We start from the raw sequence: 15,768 nt of genomic DNA on the forward strand, positions 1-15,768 counted from the left end.
ACGCGAGGAGGCGATCGACGGCGGCCCGGCGGCCGGCGGCGCGGGGCCGGCGGGCGGGGGTGACGGCCCGACCGGCGGCGGTGGGCCGTCGGGCGCGGACGATCCACGCCCGATCAGCGGCCCACCGACCGCCGGGCAGCCGCCCGTGCCGGGCGCGCCAGCCGACGGACCCTCCGGCAACCCCGCCGCCAGCGACCCGTCCACGCCGGCCCCGGGCGACTCCGCGTCGTCCACGCCGGCCTCGTCGACGCCGGCCCCGGGCAACACGGCCCCGGGCGTACGGCCGGACCCGGCCCCGGGCGACCCGGCGGGCGCTGCGCGGGTGCCCCGACAGGTCGCCCGCTCATCGACGGAGGTTGCCGCGCCCTGAGCGCCGGGCGTCGCGGCGATGGCCCGACGGTGGCCGACCCGGGGTGCGGCCTGCGAGTACCCCTCCGGGAGGTGTTACCGTGGAATCCCGTGGATCGCGTGATCACTTTTGCTGATCAAGCACGGCGGTCTGCATGACCGCGACAGACGACACGGGAGCAGGCCTTGGCCCCATCAGCACGGACGACCAGGCACATTTTCGTCACCGGGGGCGTCGCCTCCTCGCTGGGTAAGGGCCTCACCGCCTCCAGCCTCGGCAATCTGTTGACCGCGCGCGGCCTGCGCGTGGTGATGCAGAAGCTCGACCCCTACCTCAACGTCGACCCGGGGACGATGAACCCGTTCCAGCACGGTGAGGTCTTCGTCACCGAGGACGGTGCCGAGACCGACCTCGACGTCGGGCACTACGAGCGTTTCCTGGACCGGGCGTTGTCCGGCAAGGCGAACGTCACCACCGGCCAGATCTACTCCGACGTGATCGCCAAGGAGCGGCGCGGCGAGTACCTGGGTGACACGGTCCAGGTCATCCCGCACATCACCAACGAGATCAAGTCGCGGATCCTGGCGATGGCCGACCCGGACGACGACGGCCACGTCCCCGACGTGGTGATCACCGAGGTCGGCGGCACGGTCGGCGACATCGAGTCGCTGCCGTTCCTGGAGGCGATCCGTCAGGTCCGCCACGACCTGGGCCGGGACAACTGCTTCTACCTGCACGTGTCGCTGGTGCCCTACCTCGCGCCGTCGGGTGAGCTGAAGACCAAGCCGACCCAGCACTCGGTGGCGCAGCTGCGCAACATCGGTATCCAGCCGGACGCCATCGTGCTGCGCTGCGACCGGGAGATCCCGGAGAAGCTCAAGGAGAAGCTGTCGCTCTACTGCGACGTGGACGCCGAGGCGGTCGTCGCCGCCCCGGACGCGCCGAGCATCTACGACATCCCGAAGGTGCTGCACCGCGAGGGGCTGGACGCGTACGTGGTGCGCCGGCTCGGGCTCTCCTTCCGGGACGTGGACTGGACGAGCTGGGACGACCTGCTGGAGCGGGTGCACCGCCCCCGGCACACGGTCACGGTCGCGGTGGTCGGCAAGTACGTCGACCTGCCCGACGCGTACCTGTCGGTGAGCGAGGCGATCCGGGCGGCCGGCTTCGGTCACCGGGCCCGGGTGCAGTTGCGGTGGGTGCCCAGCGACGAGGCCGTCACCCCGGCGGGCGCCGCGGCGGCCCTGGCCGGCGTGGACGGCATCCTCATTCCCGGCGGGTTCGGGGTACGCGGCATCGAGGGCAAGATCGGCACTGCCCGGTACGCGCGGGAGAAGGGCATTCCGCTGCTCGGCCTCTGCCTGGGCCTGCAGTGCATGACCATCGACGTGGCCCGGCACCTGGCCGGCCTGGACGGCGCGAACTCGCTGGAGTTCGACGAGCAGGCCGCGCACCCGGTCATCGCCACCATGGCCGACCAGGAGGACATCGTCGCGGGCAAGGGCGATCTGGGCGGCACCATGCGGCTCGGCGCGTACCCGGCGGTGCTGACCGAGGGCTCGATCGTCGCCGAGGCGTACGGCAGCACCGACATCAGCGAGCGGCACCGGCACCGCTACGAGGTGAACAACGCCTACCGGGACGCGCTGACCAAGGCCGGGCTGCACATCTCCGGCACCTCACCGGACGGCCGGCTGGTCGAGTTCATCGAGCTGGACCGGGGGCTGCACCCGTTCTTCGTGGCCACCCAGGCGCACCCGGAGCTGAAGAGCCGCCCCACCCGCCCGCACCCGCTGTTCGCCTCGTTCGTCAAGGCCGCCGTGGCGTACTCGCAGGCCGATCAGTTGCCGGTCGACCTGGACCCGGCGGCGGAGGCCCCGACGGCGCGCAAGGCGGCCCGCAACGGCGCCAGCACGAAGGCGGCGTCCGCCTCATGAGCGAGCGAGCCATCGGGTCCAGCAGCGGGGCGGCGGCGTGAGTGCCGTCGAGCACCGCTACGAGGTGCGCTCGCGCGAGGAGCGCTACACCGGCCGGATCTTCGACGTGGTCACCGAGGAGGTGACCATGCCGGGCGGCGGGACGGCCCTGCGGGACCTCGTCCGGCATGTCGGGGCGGTCGCCGTGGTGGCGCTCGACGACGCCGGCCAGGTGGTCCTGATCCGGCAGTACCGGCACCCCGTCGGGCGGCACCTGTGGGAGCTGCCGGCCGGGCTGATGGACGTCTCCGGTGAGGAGCTGCCGATCGCCGCGGCGCGGGAGCTGGCCGAGGAGGCCGACCTGACCGCGGGGCGTATCGACGTGCTGGTCGACCTGCACAGCTCGCCCGGGTTCACCAACGAGCTGGTCCGGGTCTTCCTGGCCCGGGACCTGGCCGACGTGCCGGCCGGTGAGCGCCACGAGCGCTCCGACGAGGAGGCCGACCTCCAGATCGTCCGAATCGACCTGGACGAGGCGGTCACCATGGTCCTGGCCGGCGAGATCACCAACGCCTCGGCGGTGGCCGGGCTGCTGGCCGCGGCCCGCGCCCGGGACACCGGGTGGGCGGCGTTGCGTCGCGCGGACGCGCCGCTGCCGCGCTGAGAGCCGCCGCCGGTCCAGCCGGCGAGGGAGTACGCGATGAGGGGCCCCGCGGTCAGCCGCGGGGCCCCTCGTCTCGCGTGGATCAGTCGCGGAGCTGGCGGCCCTGCGCGTCCGTGCCGCCGTTGACCAGGATGAGGATGCCGTCGATCAGGCCCCAGAAGGCGCCGAGGCCGCAGGTCACGAAGCTCACCACGAGCTGGAGAACGGCGATCTTGGTGTGTCCGGTGTAGAAACGCCCGGCCCCGAAGGTGCCCAGCAGGATGCCGAGGATGCCCGCGACGACCTTGCTCTTGTCGGAGTAACCCGGCGCGTACCCGGGCTGATATTGAGGAGTGGTCATGGGCGGACACATTAGTGATCCACTTGCCGGCTGTCCGCTGCGGCTCTCGGCGGATGGGACGATAATGGTCAAACACTGTCCTGACGGCTGAGGTCGCCTCCCACCGCCGGCCGGGTCGACGCCCTGACACTCCGTCAGGTCACCCGGGCACCGGATGCCACTCTGCTGGCTCGCGGCGGGGCCGGGCGCGCCTAGACTGCCGCCGGCGGGACCGGTGGACCGCGGTGGCAAAGGGGCCGCCGTGGCACCGAGCAGTCGGGGGAGAGCGGCCCCGAAGAGAGGTGTCTGCATCGTGAAGGTCGGAATCCCACGCGAGGTCAAGAACCACGAGTACCGCGTGGCGATCACGCCGGCGGGCGTGAACGAGTTCGCCCGCAACGGTCACCAGGTCTTCGTCGAAGCCGGCGCCGGCGTCGGCTCCAGCATCACCGACGAGGAGTTCGTCGCGGCGGGCGCCACGATCCTGGCCACCGCCGACGAGGTGTGGGAGACCGCCGAGCTGGTGCTCAAGGTCAAGGAGCCGATCGCCTCGGAGTACCACCGGATGCGTGAGGGGCAGGTGCTCTTCACCTACCTGCACCTGGCCGCGTCCAAGGAGTGCACCGACGCGCTGGTCGACCGCAAGGTCACCGGCATCGCGTACGAGACGGTGGAGCTGCCCGACCGGTCGCTGCCGCTGCTCGCCCCGATGTCCGAGGTGGCCGGCCGGCTCGCCCCGCAGATGGGCGCGTTCTACATGATGCGCACCGGCGGTGGGCGCGGTGTGCTGCCCGGCGGTGTCTCCGGCGTGTACGCGGCCAAGACCGTGGTCATCGGCGCCGGTGTCTCCGGCATGAACGCCGCCGCCATCGCGTTGGGCCTGCAGTCCGAGGTGCTGCTGCTGGACAAGAACGTCGCCCGGCTGCGGCAGGCCGACGCCATCTACCGCGGCCACCTGCAGACCGTCGCCTCCAACGCCTACGAGGTCGAGCGGGCCGTGCTCGACGCGGACCTGGTCATCGGCGCGGTGCTGGTGCCCGGGGCCAAGGCCCCGACGCTCATCTCCAACGAGCTGGTCTCCCGGATGAAGCCGGGCAGCGTGCTCGTCGACATCGCCATCGACCAGGGCGGCTGCTTCGAGGACTCACGCCCGACCACGCACGCCGACCCGGTCTACAAGGTGCACGAGTCGATCTTCTACTGCGTGGCGAACATGCCCGGCGCGGTGCCGAACACCAGCACCTACGCGCTGACCAACGTCACCCTGCCGTACGCCCTCGAGCTGGCCAACCAGGGCTGGCGCGAGGCGCTGCGCCGCGACCCGGCGCTGGCGCTGGGCCTGAACACCCACGCCGGGCAGGTCACCTACGGCCCGGTCGCCGAGGCACACGGCATGAGCGTGCTCCCGCTGGCCGACGTCCTGGCCTGAGCGGAGGCGGACTGACCGGCAACGGAGACAGGGTCGGCGCGGGCGTGGAACCCGCGCCGGCCCTGCGCCGTGCCGTGCGCGGCTACCTCGACCACCTCACCGTCGAGCGTGGCCTGTCCGCGAACACGCTCACCTCGTACCGTCGCGATCTGGACCGCTATCTCGCCACCCTGGCCGACGCCGGTGTCACCGACCTCGCGTCGGTCGGCGCCGGCGTCGTCGAATCACACCTGGCCCGGCTGCGCGCCGGCGACGACGCCCACCCGCCGCTGGCGGTCTCCTCCGCCGCCCGCGCCGCCAGCGCGGTCCGTGGCCTGCACCGCTTCGCGCTGCGCGAGGGGCTGGCCGGCGCCGACCCCAGCCGGGACGTCCGCCCGCCCACCCCGCCGCGCCGGCTGCCCCGCGCGCTGCCGGTCGACGACGTGGTCCGGCTGTTGGAGACCGCCGGCCCGGTCACGGCGACCGGTGACGACGCGCCACTCGCGCTGCGTGACCGGGCGCTGTTGGAGTTCCTGTACGGCACCGGCGCGCGAATCTCCGAGGCGGTCGGCGCCGCCGTCGACGACCTCGACACCGACGACGGCGCCGCGCTGCTGCGCGGCAAGGGCGGCCGGACGCGGCTGGTGCCGATCGGCGGGTACGCCGCCCAGGCGGTGCGGGCCTACCTGGTCCGGGCCCGGCCCGGGCTGGCCGCCGCCGGGCGGGGCACCCCGGCGGTCTTCCTCAACGCCCGTGGCGGCCCGCTGTCCCGGCAGGGCGCCTGGGCCATCCTGCGCCGCGCCGCCGGCCGGGCCGGGCTGCCGGTCGACGGGCCCGCGGCGGTGTCCCCGCACACCCTGCGCCACTCCTACGCCACCCACCTGCTCGACGGCGGCGCCGACGTGCGGGTGGTGCAGGAGCTCCTGGGCCACGCGTCGGTGACCACCACCCAGGTCTATACCCTGGTCACCGTCGAGCGGCTGCGCGAGGTCTACGCCACCGCCCACCCGCGCGCCCAGGGCTGAGCCCGGTCACCGTCGGTCCCGACACGCCGGACAGGTGCCGAACCCCTGCTGGTCGGTGGCGTACAGTCGGCATCGGCGCGGACCTCCTGGGGCGACTCGACCGGGGTGCGCAGCGGCGCCGCGAAGGACGTCGGACGGCTCCGACGCCGGGTGGTCGTCGGGAGGGGGCAACGAGCACATGGCTGGCAACGGTGACCGTGCCGAGACCTGGACGACGGAGCTCCGCGAGCAGCAGGCAACGCTCGGCGCGGACCTCGGTCCAGCGGATCCGGCGGCGTACACGATGCGCAAGCCGATCCCCGAGCCGATGCCCACCGATCGGCATGGCCCCGCGCGCATCATCGCGATGGCCAACCAGAAGGGCGGCGTCGGTAAGACCACCACCACCATCAACCTGGGCGCGGCGCTGGCCGAGTACGGCCGCAAGGTGCTGCTGGTCGACTTCGACCCGCAGGGTGCCCTCTCGGTGGGGCTGGGGGTCAACCCGCACAACCTCGACCTGTCCGTCTACAACCTGCTCATGCAGGACGACGTGACCGCCGAGGACGTCCTGATCAAGACCGATGTGGCGGGTCTGCACCTGCTGCCGGCCAACATCGACCTCTCCGCGGCCGAGATCCAGCTCGTCAACGAGGTCGCCCGGGAGATGGCCCTGTCCCGGGTGCTGCGCTCGGTCCGCAAGGAGTACGACTACATCCTGATCGACTGCCAGCCCTCGCTGGGTCTGCTGGCGATCAACGCGTTGACCGTCGCGCACGGCGTGCTCATCCCGCTCGAGTGTGAGTTCTTCAGCCTGCGCGGTGTGGCGCTGCTGCTGGACACCATCGACAAGGTGCGGGAGCGGCTCAACTTCGACCTGGAGCTCGAGGGCATCCTCGCCACCATGTACGACAGCCGCACCACCCACTGTCGGCAGGTGCTCCAGCGGGTCGTCGAGGCGTTCGGCGACAAGGTCTACCAGACGGTCATCACCAAGACGGTGAAGTTCCCCGAGTCCACCGTGGCCGGTGCCCCGATCACCACGCTCGACCCGGCGTCGTCCGGGGCGCGTAACTACCGTCAGCTGGCCCGCGAGGTCATCGCCGCCCAGTCGGAGCGGTAGCCGGAACGCTCGGTGTCCGCCTCGTGGACTACGGTCGTGCGGTGACCGCGCCACCCATCGACCCGCCAGCCGACCCGGTGGTGGAGGTCGACAGTGTGCCGCCCACCGACCCGGCGACCGGCGGGTTCACCGTGCGGCTGGCCAACTTCACCGGGCCGTTCGACCTGCTGCTGCAACTGATCGGCAAGCACAAACTCGACGTCACCGAGGTGGCGCTGCACAAGGTCACCGACGAGTTCATCGCCTACATCCGGGCCATGGGCGACCAATGGGACCTGGACGAGGCCAGCGAGTTCCTGCTGATCGCCGCGACCCTGCTCGACCTGAAGGCGGCCCGACTGCTGCCCTCCGCCGAGGTGGAGGACGAGGCCGACCTGGCCCTCCTCGAAGCACGGGACCTGCTCTTCGCCCGGCTGCTGCAGTACAAGGCGTACAAGGAGGCGGCGGCGCACATCGCCGAGCTGGAGGCCGTCGGTGGCCGACGGTACCCGCGTGCGGTCAGCCTGGAATCCCGGTACGCCGACGCGCTGCCCGACCTGGTGCTCGGCATCGGCCCGCAGCGGCTGCTGACGCTGGCCGTCAAGGCGATGACCCCGAAGCCGGTGCCCGAGGTCTCCATCGCCCACGTGCACATGGTCCGGGTCAGCGTCCGTGAGCACGCGGCGATCATCGCCGCCCGGCTGCGGCGGGCCGGCACGGCCACCTTCTCGCTGCTCTGTGCCGACTGCGAGGCCACCCTCGAGGTGGTGGCCCGATTCCTCGCGCTCCTGGAGCTGTACCGGGAAGGTCTGGTGGCCTTCGTGCAGGAGCAGGCCCTGGAGGAGCTGACCGTCCGCTGGACCGGCCCCGCCGACGGCGACACCGACCTGCACGTCGACGAGTACGCCGGCACCCCGGCCGACCCCGAGCTGGCGGGCCCTGCGGTTGCCGAGCCCGCGGTGGCTGACCCTGCGCTGGCTGATTCGGTTGCGGGCAGCGCGTCGGTGGGGGAGGCCGAGGAATCGGGCGGGACGGGAACGACGGAGGATGCGCGGGATGAGTGACGAGGAACGCCGGGACTCCGGGGACTCCCTGGCCGATCAGGCCGCCGCCTGGATCCCCCCGTGGGAACGCCCCCGCCCGCCCGCCGAAGCCGACGAGGACAGCGGCGCCGACGGGTCGTCGGACGATGTCGTGCCCACCACGCTCCCGCCCGTCGCTCTGGGCGACCTTCGAGAGGAACTACCCCGCCAGGGGCAGGAGTCGCCCACGGCCACGTCCGAGCTGGATGAGCCCGGCGAGCCGATCGGGGCCGGCGAGCCCGTCGGGGCCGATGAGCCCGACGAACTGGCTGAGGTCAGTGCGTCTGCGGAGCCGCACGGGGCCGCCGAGATCGGCTGGGCACGTGGGGCAGGGGTAGGTGCGGACGGCGCGGGCGACACTGCCGCAGACGCGAGCGCTGCGCGCGTACCCGAGGAGAAGCCGGCGGGTCGGCGGCGGGTGACGGCCGTGCCGGAGCCCGCGCCCGAGCTGCCCGACGCCGAGTTGCGCGGGGCGCTCGAGGCGATCCTGCTGGTGGTCGACGAGCCGGTCAGTGAGCTGGTCCTGGCCCAGGTGCTGGAGCAGCGGGCCGAGCGGGTCGGGCCGATGCTCGACGAGATCGCCGCTGGCTACACCGCCGCCGGGCACGGGTTCGAGCTGCGCCGGGCGGCCGGCGGTTGGCGTCTGTACACCCGGCCGGAATACGCTACGTACGTTGAACGGTTCGTGTTGGACGGGCAGTCCGTGCGGCTGACCCAGGCGGCGTTGGAGACGCTCGCCGTGGTCGCCTACAAGCAGCCGGTGACCCGATCGCGGATCTCGGCCATCCGGGGTGTCAACTGCGACGGGGTCATCCGTACGCTGGTCACCCGCGGCCTGGTCGAGGAGTGCGGCACCGAAGCGGACAGCGGGGCGTTCCTCTACCGGACCACCACGCTGTTCCTCGAGAAACTCGGGCTGAACACCGTTCACGAGCTGCCGCCGCTCGCCCCTTTCCTGCCCGACGACGTAGAAGAGCTTGCTGATGCGACCCGATAACCGTTCCCCGAAGCCCGACGCCCCCGTCTATGAGGGGGCCGAGCGTCTGCAGAAGGTGCTCGCCGCCGCTGGCGTGGGTTCCCGGCGTGCCTGTGAGGATCTGATCTTCCGCCGCCGGGTGACCGTGGACGGCCGGGTCGCCAAACTCGGCGACAAGGTCGATCCGGCCACCTCGGTGATCCACGTGGACGGGGAGCGCCTCCAGGTCGACACTCGCCTGGTCTACGTGGCGATGAACAAGCCTCGCGGCGTGGTTACCAGCATGGCGGACGACAAGGGCCGTAACGAGCTGGCCGAGTTCATCGGCAATCGGGTGGAGCAGCGGGTCTACCACGTCGGGCGGCTCGATGCGGACAGCGAGGGCCTGCTGCTGCTCACCAACGACGGCACCCTCGCGCACAAGCTCATGCACCCGTCGTACGAGGTGCTGAAGACGTACCTCGCCGAGGTGGTCGGGCCGATCCCGCGCAACCTGAGCAAGCGGCTGATGGCCGGCGTCGAGCTGGAGGACGGGCCCGTCAAGATCGACTCGTTCAAGGTGGTGGACACTCTGGGCAAATCCGCCCAGGTGGAGCTGAGCCTGCACGAGGGCCGCAAGCACATCGTCCGACGGCTAATGGAGGAGGTCGGCCACCCGGTCACCCGACTGGTGCGGACCTCGATCGGGCCCATCCGGCTGGGTGAACTGCGCACCGGACGGATCCGGCGGTTGACCAACGCCGAGGTCGCCGCCCTGTTCAACGCGGTGGGTGACTGACCCCCGGGTTCGGGGTACGGCTGTCGGTAGGCTCCGGGACGGCCGGAGACGTGGCCGCTCGGGTGGCGTGGGTCGCCTCGGGCGGCGTCGCGCGCGGGTCCGCTCTGGGCCCCGGGCATGATTGATGACGATGGACAACCGCTTGCGGCGCCACTCACCGGGCGATCGTGAGGTACGGGCTGAGGAGGACACGGTGGAGGAAAACGTACGGGCCGGGCGATGTGTGGTCGCTGTGGATGGGCCGTCCGGTTCGGGTAAGTCCACCGTGTCGCGGCGCCTCGCCGCCAGCATCGGTGCCCGTTACCTGGATACCGGCGCGATGTACCGGGCGATCACCTGGGCAGTCCTGCGCTCCGGGGTCGACCTCACGGAGGCCGCGTCGGTGGCCAAGGTCGCCGGCGAGGTCAACCTGCGCATCGGCACCCACCCGCAGGGGTACGCCGTGACCGTCGACGGGGTCGGCGTGGACGCCGAGATCCGTGGCACCGAGGTGACCGGCGCGGTCTCCGCCGTCGCCGCCATGCCGGCTGTCCGTGAGCTGCTCGTCACCCGGCAGCGCGAGATGATCGCCAACGCCGGTCGGATGGTGGTCGAGGGTCGCGACATCGGCTCGGTCGTGGCACCGGACGCCGACCTGAAGGTCTTCCTGACCGCCTCCGAGGCGGCCCGCGCGGCCCGGCGTAGCGCCGAGGACGCCGCGGACGTGGCGGCCACCGCCGCGGACCTGGCCCGACGGGACCGGCTCGACTCCACCCGCAAGGTCAACCCGCTGGCCCAGGCGCCGGACGCCGTGGTGCTGGACACCACCGAGCTGGGCATCGACGAGGTCGTCGCCCGGCTGCGGGACCTGCTCACCGAGCGGGGAGTGGCATGAGCGAGGGTGCGGGTTGGGTTGAGCTGCGGGAGCCGGACCTCGCCGTTGAGGAGCCCACCGGCCCGCAGCCGGTGGTGGCCGTGGTCGGCCGCCCCAACGTCGGTAAGTCCACGCTGGTCAACCGGATCATCGGCCGCCGGCAGGCGGTCGTCGAGGACGTCCCCGGGGTGACCCGGGACCGGGTGCCGTACGACGCGCAGTGGAACGGCCGGGCGTTCACCGTGGTGGACACCGGCGGTTGGGAGCCGGACGCGAAGGACCGGGCGGCAGCCATCGCGGCGCAGGCCGAGACGGCAGTCGTCACCGCCGACGTGGTGCTCTTCGTGGTCGACGCGATGGTGGGCTCCACCGACGTGGACGAGGCCGCGGTGAAGATGCTGCGCCGCAGCGCCAAGCCGGTGATCCTGGTCGCGAACAAGGCCGACAACACCTCCATCGAGATGGAGGCCACGTCGCTGTGGTCGCTCGGCCTCGGTGAGCCGTTCCCGATCTCCGCGCTGCACGGCCGTGGGTCCGGCGACCTGCTGGACGCCATCCTCGACGCGCTGCCGGAGGCGCCGGCGATCGTGGAGAACCGGCCGCGCGGGCCGCGCCGGGTGGCGCTCGTCGGCCGGCCGAACGTGGGGAAGTCCAGCCTGCTCAACCGGTTCTCCGGCGAGGAGCGGGCGGTCGTCGACTCGGTCGCCGGCACCACCGTCGACCCGGTCGACAGCCTGGTCGAGATCGGCGGTCAGACCTGGCAGCTGGTGGACACGGCCGGCCTGCGCAAGCGGGTCGGCAAGGCCAGCGGCACCGAGTACTACGCCAGCCTGCGGACCGCCGCGGCGATCGAGGCCGCCGAGGTGGCCGTGGTGCTGTTCGACGCCGGCGAGCCGATCAGTGAGCAGGACCAGCGGATCCTGACGATGGCGGTCGAGGCCGGCCGGGCGCTGGTCATCGCGTTCAACAAGTGGGACCTGGTCGACGCCGACCGCCGGTACTACCTCGACAAGGAGATCGACCGGGAACTGCGCCGCATCCCCTGGGCGCTGCGGTTGAACCTGTCGGCGATGACCGGCCGCGCCGTGGACAAGCTGGCCCCGGCGCTGAACAAGGCCCTCGCCAGCTGGGAGACCCGCGTGCCGACCGCGCAGCTCAACCAGTGGCTGACCGCGCTGGTGCAGGCCACCCCGCACCCGGTGCGCGGTGGGCGGGCGCCACGGATCCTCTTCGCCACCCAGGCCGGTGTGGCGCCGCCGCGGTTCGTGCTCTTCACGACCGGGCCGCTGGACGCCGGCTACCAGCGCTTCGTCGAGCGCAAGCTCCGCGAGGAGTTCGGGTACGAGGGCAGCCCGATCGAGATTTCGGTACGCCCCCGTAAGAAGCTCGGCCCGGGTGGTCGAGGCAAGGCGCACGGCTGATCTGCGCTCAAAGTCATGCCGGATGGGCCCGCGCCCATCCGGCATTTCTTTGCCCTCCTCCCACCCACCCTCCTAGGACGCTGTAGGGGTTGTGCGGTGGTTCGGTGCTGCCGCGACGCGGGTGGGGCCTGTGCGGGGGAGCGGGGCTGCTGCGCTAAGCTGTACCGGCTGCCGCGGGGTAACGCGTGGGAGCAACGGGACGTGGCGCAGCTTGGTAGCGCACTTGACTGGGGGTCAAGGGGTCGTCGGTTCGAATCCGGCCGTCCCGACGCAGGTCAGAGGCCATTCGGGATCTTCCGGGTGGCCATTTCTGATCTTGTACAGCAGCGAAGTACAGCAACGGCTCATTGGTCGAGGCTTTCGCCGAGCCTCCGCAGGGCCTCGCGGGTCGTCTTGGACGAGACCTGGCTGTAGATCTCCATCGTGATCGAGCTTCCTAGGGGAGGCGCCCCAGGCATCGGATCCCTCGGAACGAGTTGCTCAATGGCTACGCCAGCGACTAAATGCCTGGTGCGACTCGGAGAGGGAGCCGCTCCCGTCAGTCTCACAACTCCGTGCGCAGCGGGCCGAGGCAGTAAGAGAATCTCAGAGAAAACGAGCGACGGAACTGCGAGAGCAAGCGGCGAAAGTCGCACCGCCTTATGCGGCAAGCACGTCCGGGGCTCGCGCTATCGCGGTGCACGCTGCTGCCCGAGCTAGGCGCAAGCGCCGCGAAGCGGAAATTCGTGAGCAGGACGCGATTCATGATGCAATTGTTCGGCAACAAGCCCGAGTTGCGGAGCACTCGGAGGCGCTTCGCCGGATGGCCGAGCTGACCGAATCCCAGATTTCGGAGCTGCGACCCAAGTCGGCGGACTGGAACCAGTGGGGTTCGGAACCAGGGCGTTGAAAAGCGTTCAACGCCGCACATTGACTGATGTCCAACGCGGCGCTCTACGCAGTGGTTGCCAGCGGCTCGCGCAGGGTAATCGCCGGCGCAGGGCTGCCAGTCAGCCTGAGTTGAGCAGTTTACGGGGAGCCCTTCGTTTCGCGCCGTTGTTTAAACTCGTCGAAGCGCCTCATCAAGACATAGATCTGGTCCAGCAGCGCTTCTGTGAAAGTCAAGGCATCGTTCGCATCCTCGCGGCTGATTGGCCTCCCGGTGAAATGAGCGCCCTGGTTTCCCAGTAAGCGAAGGTGCTTAGCCCAGTGAGCGATGGTCCTGTCAATTAGACCGTCTTGCTCCATTTTGACAAGGGCCGACGCCAGGTTTCGATCTTCAATACCATTATCGCGACAGATGCCTTCTAGGGTCCGCCTAACCATGACAACCGTCGCTGTGTACGCCTTGGTTTCGAAGCAGGACCTCGCCTCGTCGAACTCCCGACGTAGTGAGGCCGGGATGTGGTCGCTTAGTTGGTGGCTGGCAGGGTAGACGAACTTGGCGACCTCAGATTCCGGGCTCGCAAACGGGTAGAGGGCTTCCTCGACCTGAAGGGAGGGCTCCCGGCAATCCCTGCACTGCAAGAGTGTGTATTCGTAATCAGGAGAGTCGGCATCGTTCGGGTCGTCACGAAGGACCGTGGCAGATCCTCTAACGACCTGGATTGAGGGCAGCCCACAGTGGGGGCAGACCATGACACGCTCGGGGTTCGGTGGCGTCTGAGTGTCGGCGGACGAAGCCATGTGCGAAGCATGCCAGCGGTGATCGATAGCCGAAAGACCGGTGTGAGAACTTTCTGTACGAGATCAAGGCGGCCCGCTTCGCAGGCCGCTCGCGCCGCCGACCAGGGGCCGACCGACACCGGTCGCCGATCGGGGACCCCGCGCCCTTAGCGCAAGCGCACGGGCGCACCCCGAACGGTTGCAGCCCCGCCGGCGGCGCGACATACGAAGAAGCCCCGGGCCGCCAGGGTGTGGCAGATCCGGGGCTTTGGTTCATTGGTGTAAGCAGGATGTGCGCCGATCTGCGGCCGTTGGGAATGCTGGAGATCCTAACGAGCGCTCCGAGCAAGTGCCGCAGCCAGGTCGTCGTCGTCATCGGGGGTGTTCCAGGTGACTATCTCAACGCGGCGAGGGTCAGTGCCCGCCTCGTTGTTGTACTTTATCACCGAGTCTGAGAGAAGTACGTTCGTCACCACCAGGAGTCCGCTTTGAGGCAAATGTGCCACACGCTGGCTGATGTCCACGACCTCGCGGTGGCCGACAGTTCCCCTGCTCCGATATTTGATCTCGACGCGGACTGTGCCCGAGGGTAGCTGCGCGATTAAGTCAAATCCTGTATCCGGGCCCGAGAAGAGATTGATGTACGGTACCTTAACACCCAACCTTTCGATCGCCTCGTGGACCTTTAGCTCGTATCTCATTGCACGAGAATGCAGGTTTAATAACGGCTCGATGGCCTCAACCGCTTCTGCGACGGCCACTGCAACCTCAGGTGGCTGCTCCCTAGTCGCGTCGGCAACAACCTGAATGGCTCTCTGGCGGCGGCGTAGTGCTGCTAGCTCCAGACTGTGGTCACCACTCCCCAGCCTGCGTAGTGGCGTACCTTGCAGGCCGAGTAGTAGAAGGACGGCCCCGGCCAGCAGCACGAATGCCGTGCCAGCTTGATTGTCGGAGACCATCACTGCATAGCAGCCGAACCCGGTTGCCCCGACTCCCAATACCAAAGCCAGTGCGCGCGCCCACGGGGCTAGCGGATCCGCCAGATCGTCCCGCGCCGTGCCAGGGTCTTCCTCGGAAGTGCCATCGGTAGCGGCCGTCATGACTAGACACAATAGACCCCGAAGGGCCCTGACAGCCGGCTGCCTCCGGCGGGGCGCTCGGGCGCTCCGGGATGGTTGGCGCCATCCCGACAGCCTCCGTCCGGGCAGAGCCGAGTGGGTGGGGCCTGCCCGGTCAAGGTCGGTCAGACGGTGGGTGCTCCACCTTGACCGGGCAGGCCCCACCCACTCCACAGGTGTGCGGACGAAGGCCGACGGGATGGCTAAGGCACGGTTGGTGGCGGATGGGGCCGCCATGGTCAAGCAGTGCTAAGCATCGATAGTCTCCTTGCATGCGCCGCTTGCTTCTGGACTCCAATGCCGTTGACCCGTTCGCCGATATTCCGGGTGCTTACGAGGCTGCGCAGAAGGCTATCGCTGAGGGCGTTTACGAACTGATCTTTACTCACGTGAATCTCGACGAACTTGCCGAAACCAAGGACGTGGACCGCCGCCAGCATCTTCTGCTCGTCATGGTGGCCCTCGGGCGGCTTGTCGCAACCGGTGCCACCGCCGTTGGCTATTCGCGTGTCACCTGGTGTCGGCTGGTGGATGACGCAGACGTCTTCGATGCGGTGCAGTCCGGCAACATCGATCACACGCGAGACGCCCTGCTCGCAGCAACGGCAGTCTTTGAGGGCTGTCCGCTCGTCACCAACGACAAGAAGCTGCGGAACCGCGCGGCCGGTCGTGGAGTCGACGTCATCACCACGGCCGAACTCCTTGCGGAGCTTGGGGTTCCAAGCCAGCTCTCGGGTGGGTGAGTCAGGGCGGCCCGCGCCGTGGGGCATCGGACGCCCCTGGGTAGTACGGATGGCAGGGCACACTGGTGTAGATGGCGCTTTGTTGTCGGGACCGTCGTGAGTGTCGTCGGGCTCTTCGAGTAGGCACCCCAGCAAGGAGTGCGCCAGTACAGCAATGAAGTACAGCAACCGACGGCACCTGACGGGACCGCACAAGGTCTCTCTACATCCTCGGCCAGCGCAGCGGATCGAACGAGACCGCGTTGCCGATCTCTGGGGGTCAAGGGGTCGTCGGCTCGAGTCCGGCCGTCCCGACGCAGGTGTCAACGCCGCCCCAACCCTGACCACCGTGGTCCGGCTGAAACTGGACCACCTCGGTTGGTTGATCTTTAGTCGTTAGTCTTATTTGCTG

14 protein-coding genes, 1 tRNA gene and 1 pseudogene are annotated in these 15,768 nt (G+C 69.8%); 13 read left to right on the forward strand and 3 right to left on the reverse strand.

Annotated features, from left to right (window positions below; genetic code table 11):
- From V6V47_RS31890 to V6V47_RS31900, 3 genes and pseudogenes are all read left to right on the forward strand, one after another.
- Positions 1-370 (forward strand): annotated as a pseudogene (locus V6V47_RS31890) (hypothetical protein); the annotation flags it as partial.
- 164 nt (positions 371-534) lie between these two features.
- Positions 535-2,286, forward strand: coding sequence for a CTP synthase (locus V6V47_RS31895; RefSeq protein WP_334632276.1), 1,752 nt, complete (start codon positions 535-537; stop codon positions 2,284-2,286).
- Positions 2,287-2,323: 37 nt separating this feature from the next.
- Positions 2,324-2,929 carry an NUDIX hydrolase gene (locus V6V47_RS31900; protein WP_334632277.1) on the forward strand — a complete coding sequence of 202 codons (606 nt, stop codon included), beginning with the start codon at positions 2,324-2,326 and terminating at the stop codon, positions 2,927-2,929.
- Between the two features lie 82 nt (positions 2,930-3,011).
- On the opposite strand, the gene V6V47_RS31905 is transcribed toward V6V47_RS31900, so the two are convergent.
- Entirely contained in the window at positions 3,012-3,269 is a 258-nt protein-coding gene (locus tag V6V47_RS31905; RefSeq protein ID WP_334632278.1) for a TM2 domain-containing protein, read from the reverse strand.
- Between the two features lie 292 nt (positions 3,270-3,561).
- Between V6V47_RS31905 and ald the strand changes: the two genes are divergently transcribed.
- From ald to V6V47_RS31950, 9 genes are all read left to right on the forward strand, one after another.
- Positions 3,562-4,677, forward strand: coding sequence for an alanine dehydrogenase (ald, locus tag V6V47_RS31910; RefSeq protein ID WP_334632279.1), 1,116 nt, complete (start codon positions 3,562-3,564; stop codon positions 4,675-4,677).
- An 11-nt stretch (positions 4,678-4,688) separates the two neighbouring features.
- Positions 4,689-5,681 carry a site-specific tyrosine recombinase XerD gene (locus V6V47_RS31915; protein WP_334632289.1) on the forward strand — a complete coding sequence of 331 codons (993 nt, stop codon included), beginning with the start codon at positions 4,689-4,691 and terminating at the stop codon, positions 5,679-5,681.
- Positions 5,682-5,859: 178 nt separating this feature from the next.
- On the forward strand, positions 5,860-6,783 hold the full coding sequence (locus tag V6V47_RS31920; protein WP_334632280.1) for a ParA family protein: 924 nt from the start codon (positions 5,860-5,862) through the stop codon (positions 6,781-6,783).
- 41 nt (positions 6,784-6,824) lie between these two features.
- Positions 6,825-7,826: a segregation and condensation protein A gene (locus tag V6V47_RS31925; protein WP_334632281.1), complete on the forward strand. Its 1,002-nt coding sequence runs from the start codon at positions 6,825-6,827 to the stop codon at positions 7,824-7,826.
- Positions 7,819-8,841, forward strand: a complete 1,023-nt coding sequence (scpB, locus tag V6V47_RS31930; RefSeq protein ID WP_334632282.1) for an SMC-Scp complex subunit ScpB — start codon at positions 7,819-7,821, stop codon at positions 8,839-8,841. Before V6V47_RS31925 ends, scpB begins: the two co-directional genes overlap by 8 nt.
- The gene (locus tag V6V47_RS31935) at positions 8,828-9,598 is read left to right on the forward strand and encodes a pseudouridine synthase (RefSeq protein WP_334632283.1); all 771 of its coding nucleotides are present in this window, start codon (positions 8,828-8,830) and stop codon (positions 9,596-9,598) included. Before scpB ends, V6V47_RS31935 begins: the two co-directional genes overlap by 14 nt.
- A gap of 193 nt (positions 9,599-9,791) precedes the next feature.
- Positions 9,792-10,472: a (d)CMP kinase gene (gene cmk / locus V6V47_RS31940; protein ID WP_334632284.1), complete on the forward strand. Its 681-nt coding sequence runs from the start codon at positions 9,792-9,794 to the stop codon at positions 10,470-10,472.
- A complete protein-coding gene (gene der / locus V6V47_RS31945; RefSeq protein WP_334632285.1) occupies positions 10,469-11,872 on the forward strand; it encodes a ribosome biogenesis GTPase Der in 1,404 nt (467 codons plus the stop codon). The genes cmk and der overlap by 4 nt, the downstream gene beginning before the upstream one ends.
- A 195-nt stretch (positions 11,873-12,067) precedes the next feature.
- Positions 12,068-12,141 (forward strand) — tRNA-Pro (locus V6V47_RS31950).
- 739 nt (positions 12,142-12,880) lie between these two features.
- Here the strand turns inward: V6V47_RS31950 and V6V47_RS31955 are convergent.
- Positions 12,881-13,537, reverse strand: a complete 657-nt coding sequence (locus tag V6V47_RS31955; RefSeq protein ID WP_334632286.1) for a DUF4145 domain-containing protein — start codon at positions 13,535-13,537, stop codon at positions 12,881-12,883.
- A gap of 308 nt (positions 13,538-13,845) precedes the next feature.
- A complete protein-coding gene (locus tag V6V47_RS31960; protein ID WP_334632287.1) occupies positions 13,846-14,616 on the reverse strand; it encodes a hypothetical protein in 771 nt (256 codons plus the stop codon).
- A 290-nt stretch (positions 14,617-14,906) separates the two neighbouring features.
- On the opposite strand from V6V47_RS31960, the gene V6V47_RS31965 reads away from it, so the two are divergent.
- A complete protein-coding gene (locus tag V6V47_RS31965; RefSeq protein ID WP_334632288.1) occupies positions 14,907-15,377 on the forward strand; it encodes a hypothetical protein in 471 nt (156 codons plus the stop codon).
- Positions 15,378-15,768 lie beyond the last annotated feature (391 nt).

The organism is Micromonospora sp. CPCC 205539, from assembly GCF_036906815.1.
In the GTDB taxonomy this organism is placed as follows: Bacteria; Actinomycetota; Actinomycetes; order Mycobacteriales; family Micromonosporaceae; genus Micromonospora.

Coding starts and splice junctions, on each gene's coding strand:
- V6V47_RS31905 (WP_334632278.1), bottom strand. CDS start 3,269: ATGACCACTCCTCAATATCAGCCCGGGTACGCGCCGGGTTACTCCGAC.
- V6V47_RS31920 (WP_334632280.1), top strand. CDS start 5,860: ATGGCTGGCAACGGTGACCGTGCCGAGACCTGGACGACGGAGCTCCGC.
- scpB (WP_334632282.1), top strand. CDS start 7,819: ATGAGTGACGAGGAACGCCGGGACTCCGGGGACTCCCTGGCCGATCAG.
- V6V47_RS31935 (WP_334632283.1), top strand. CDS start 8,828: ATGCGACCCGATAACCGTTCCCCGAAGCCCGACGCCCCCGTCTATGAG.
- der (WP_334632285.1), top strand. CDS start 10,469: ATGAGCGAGGGTGCGGGTTGGGTTGAGCTGCGGGAGCCGGACCTCGCC.
- V6V47_RS31955 (WP_334632286.1), bottom strand. CDS start 13,537: ATGGCTTCGTCCGCCGACACTCAGACGCCACCGAACCCCGAGCGTGTC.
- V6V47_RS31960 (WP_334632287.1), bottom strand. CDS start 14,616: ATGACGGCCGCTACCGATGGCACTTCCGAGGAAGACCCTGGCACGGCG.
- V6V47_RS31965 (WP_334632288.1), top strand. CDS start 14,907: ATGCGCCGCTTGCTTCTGGACTCCAATGCCGTTGACCCGTTCGCCGAT.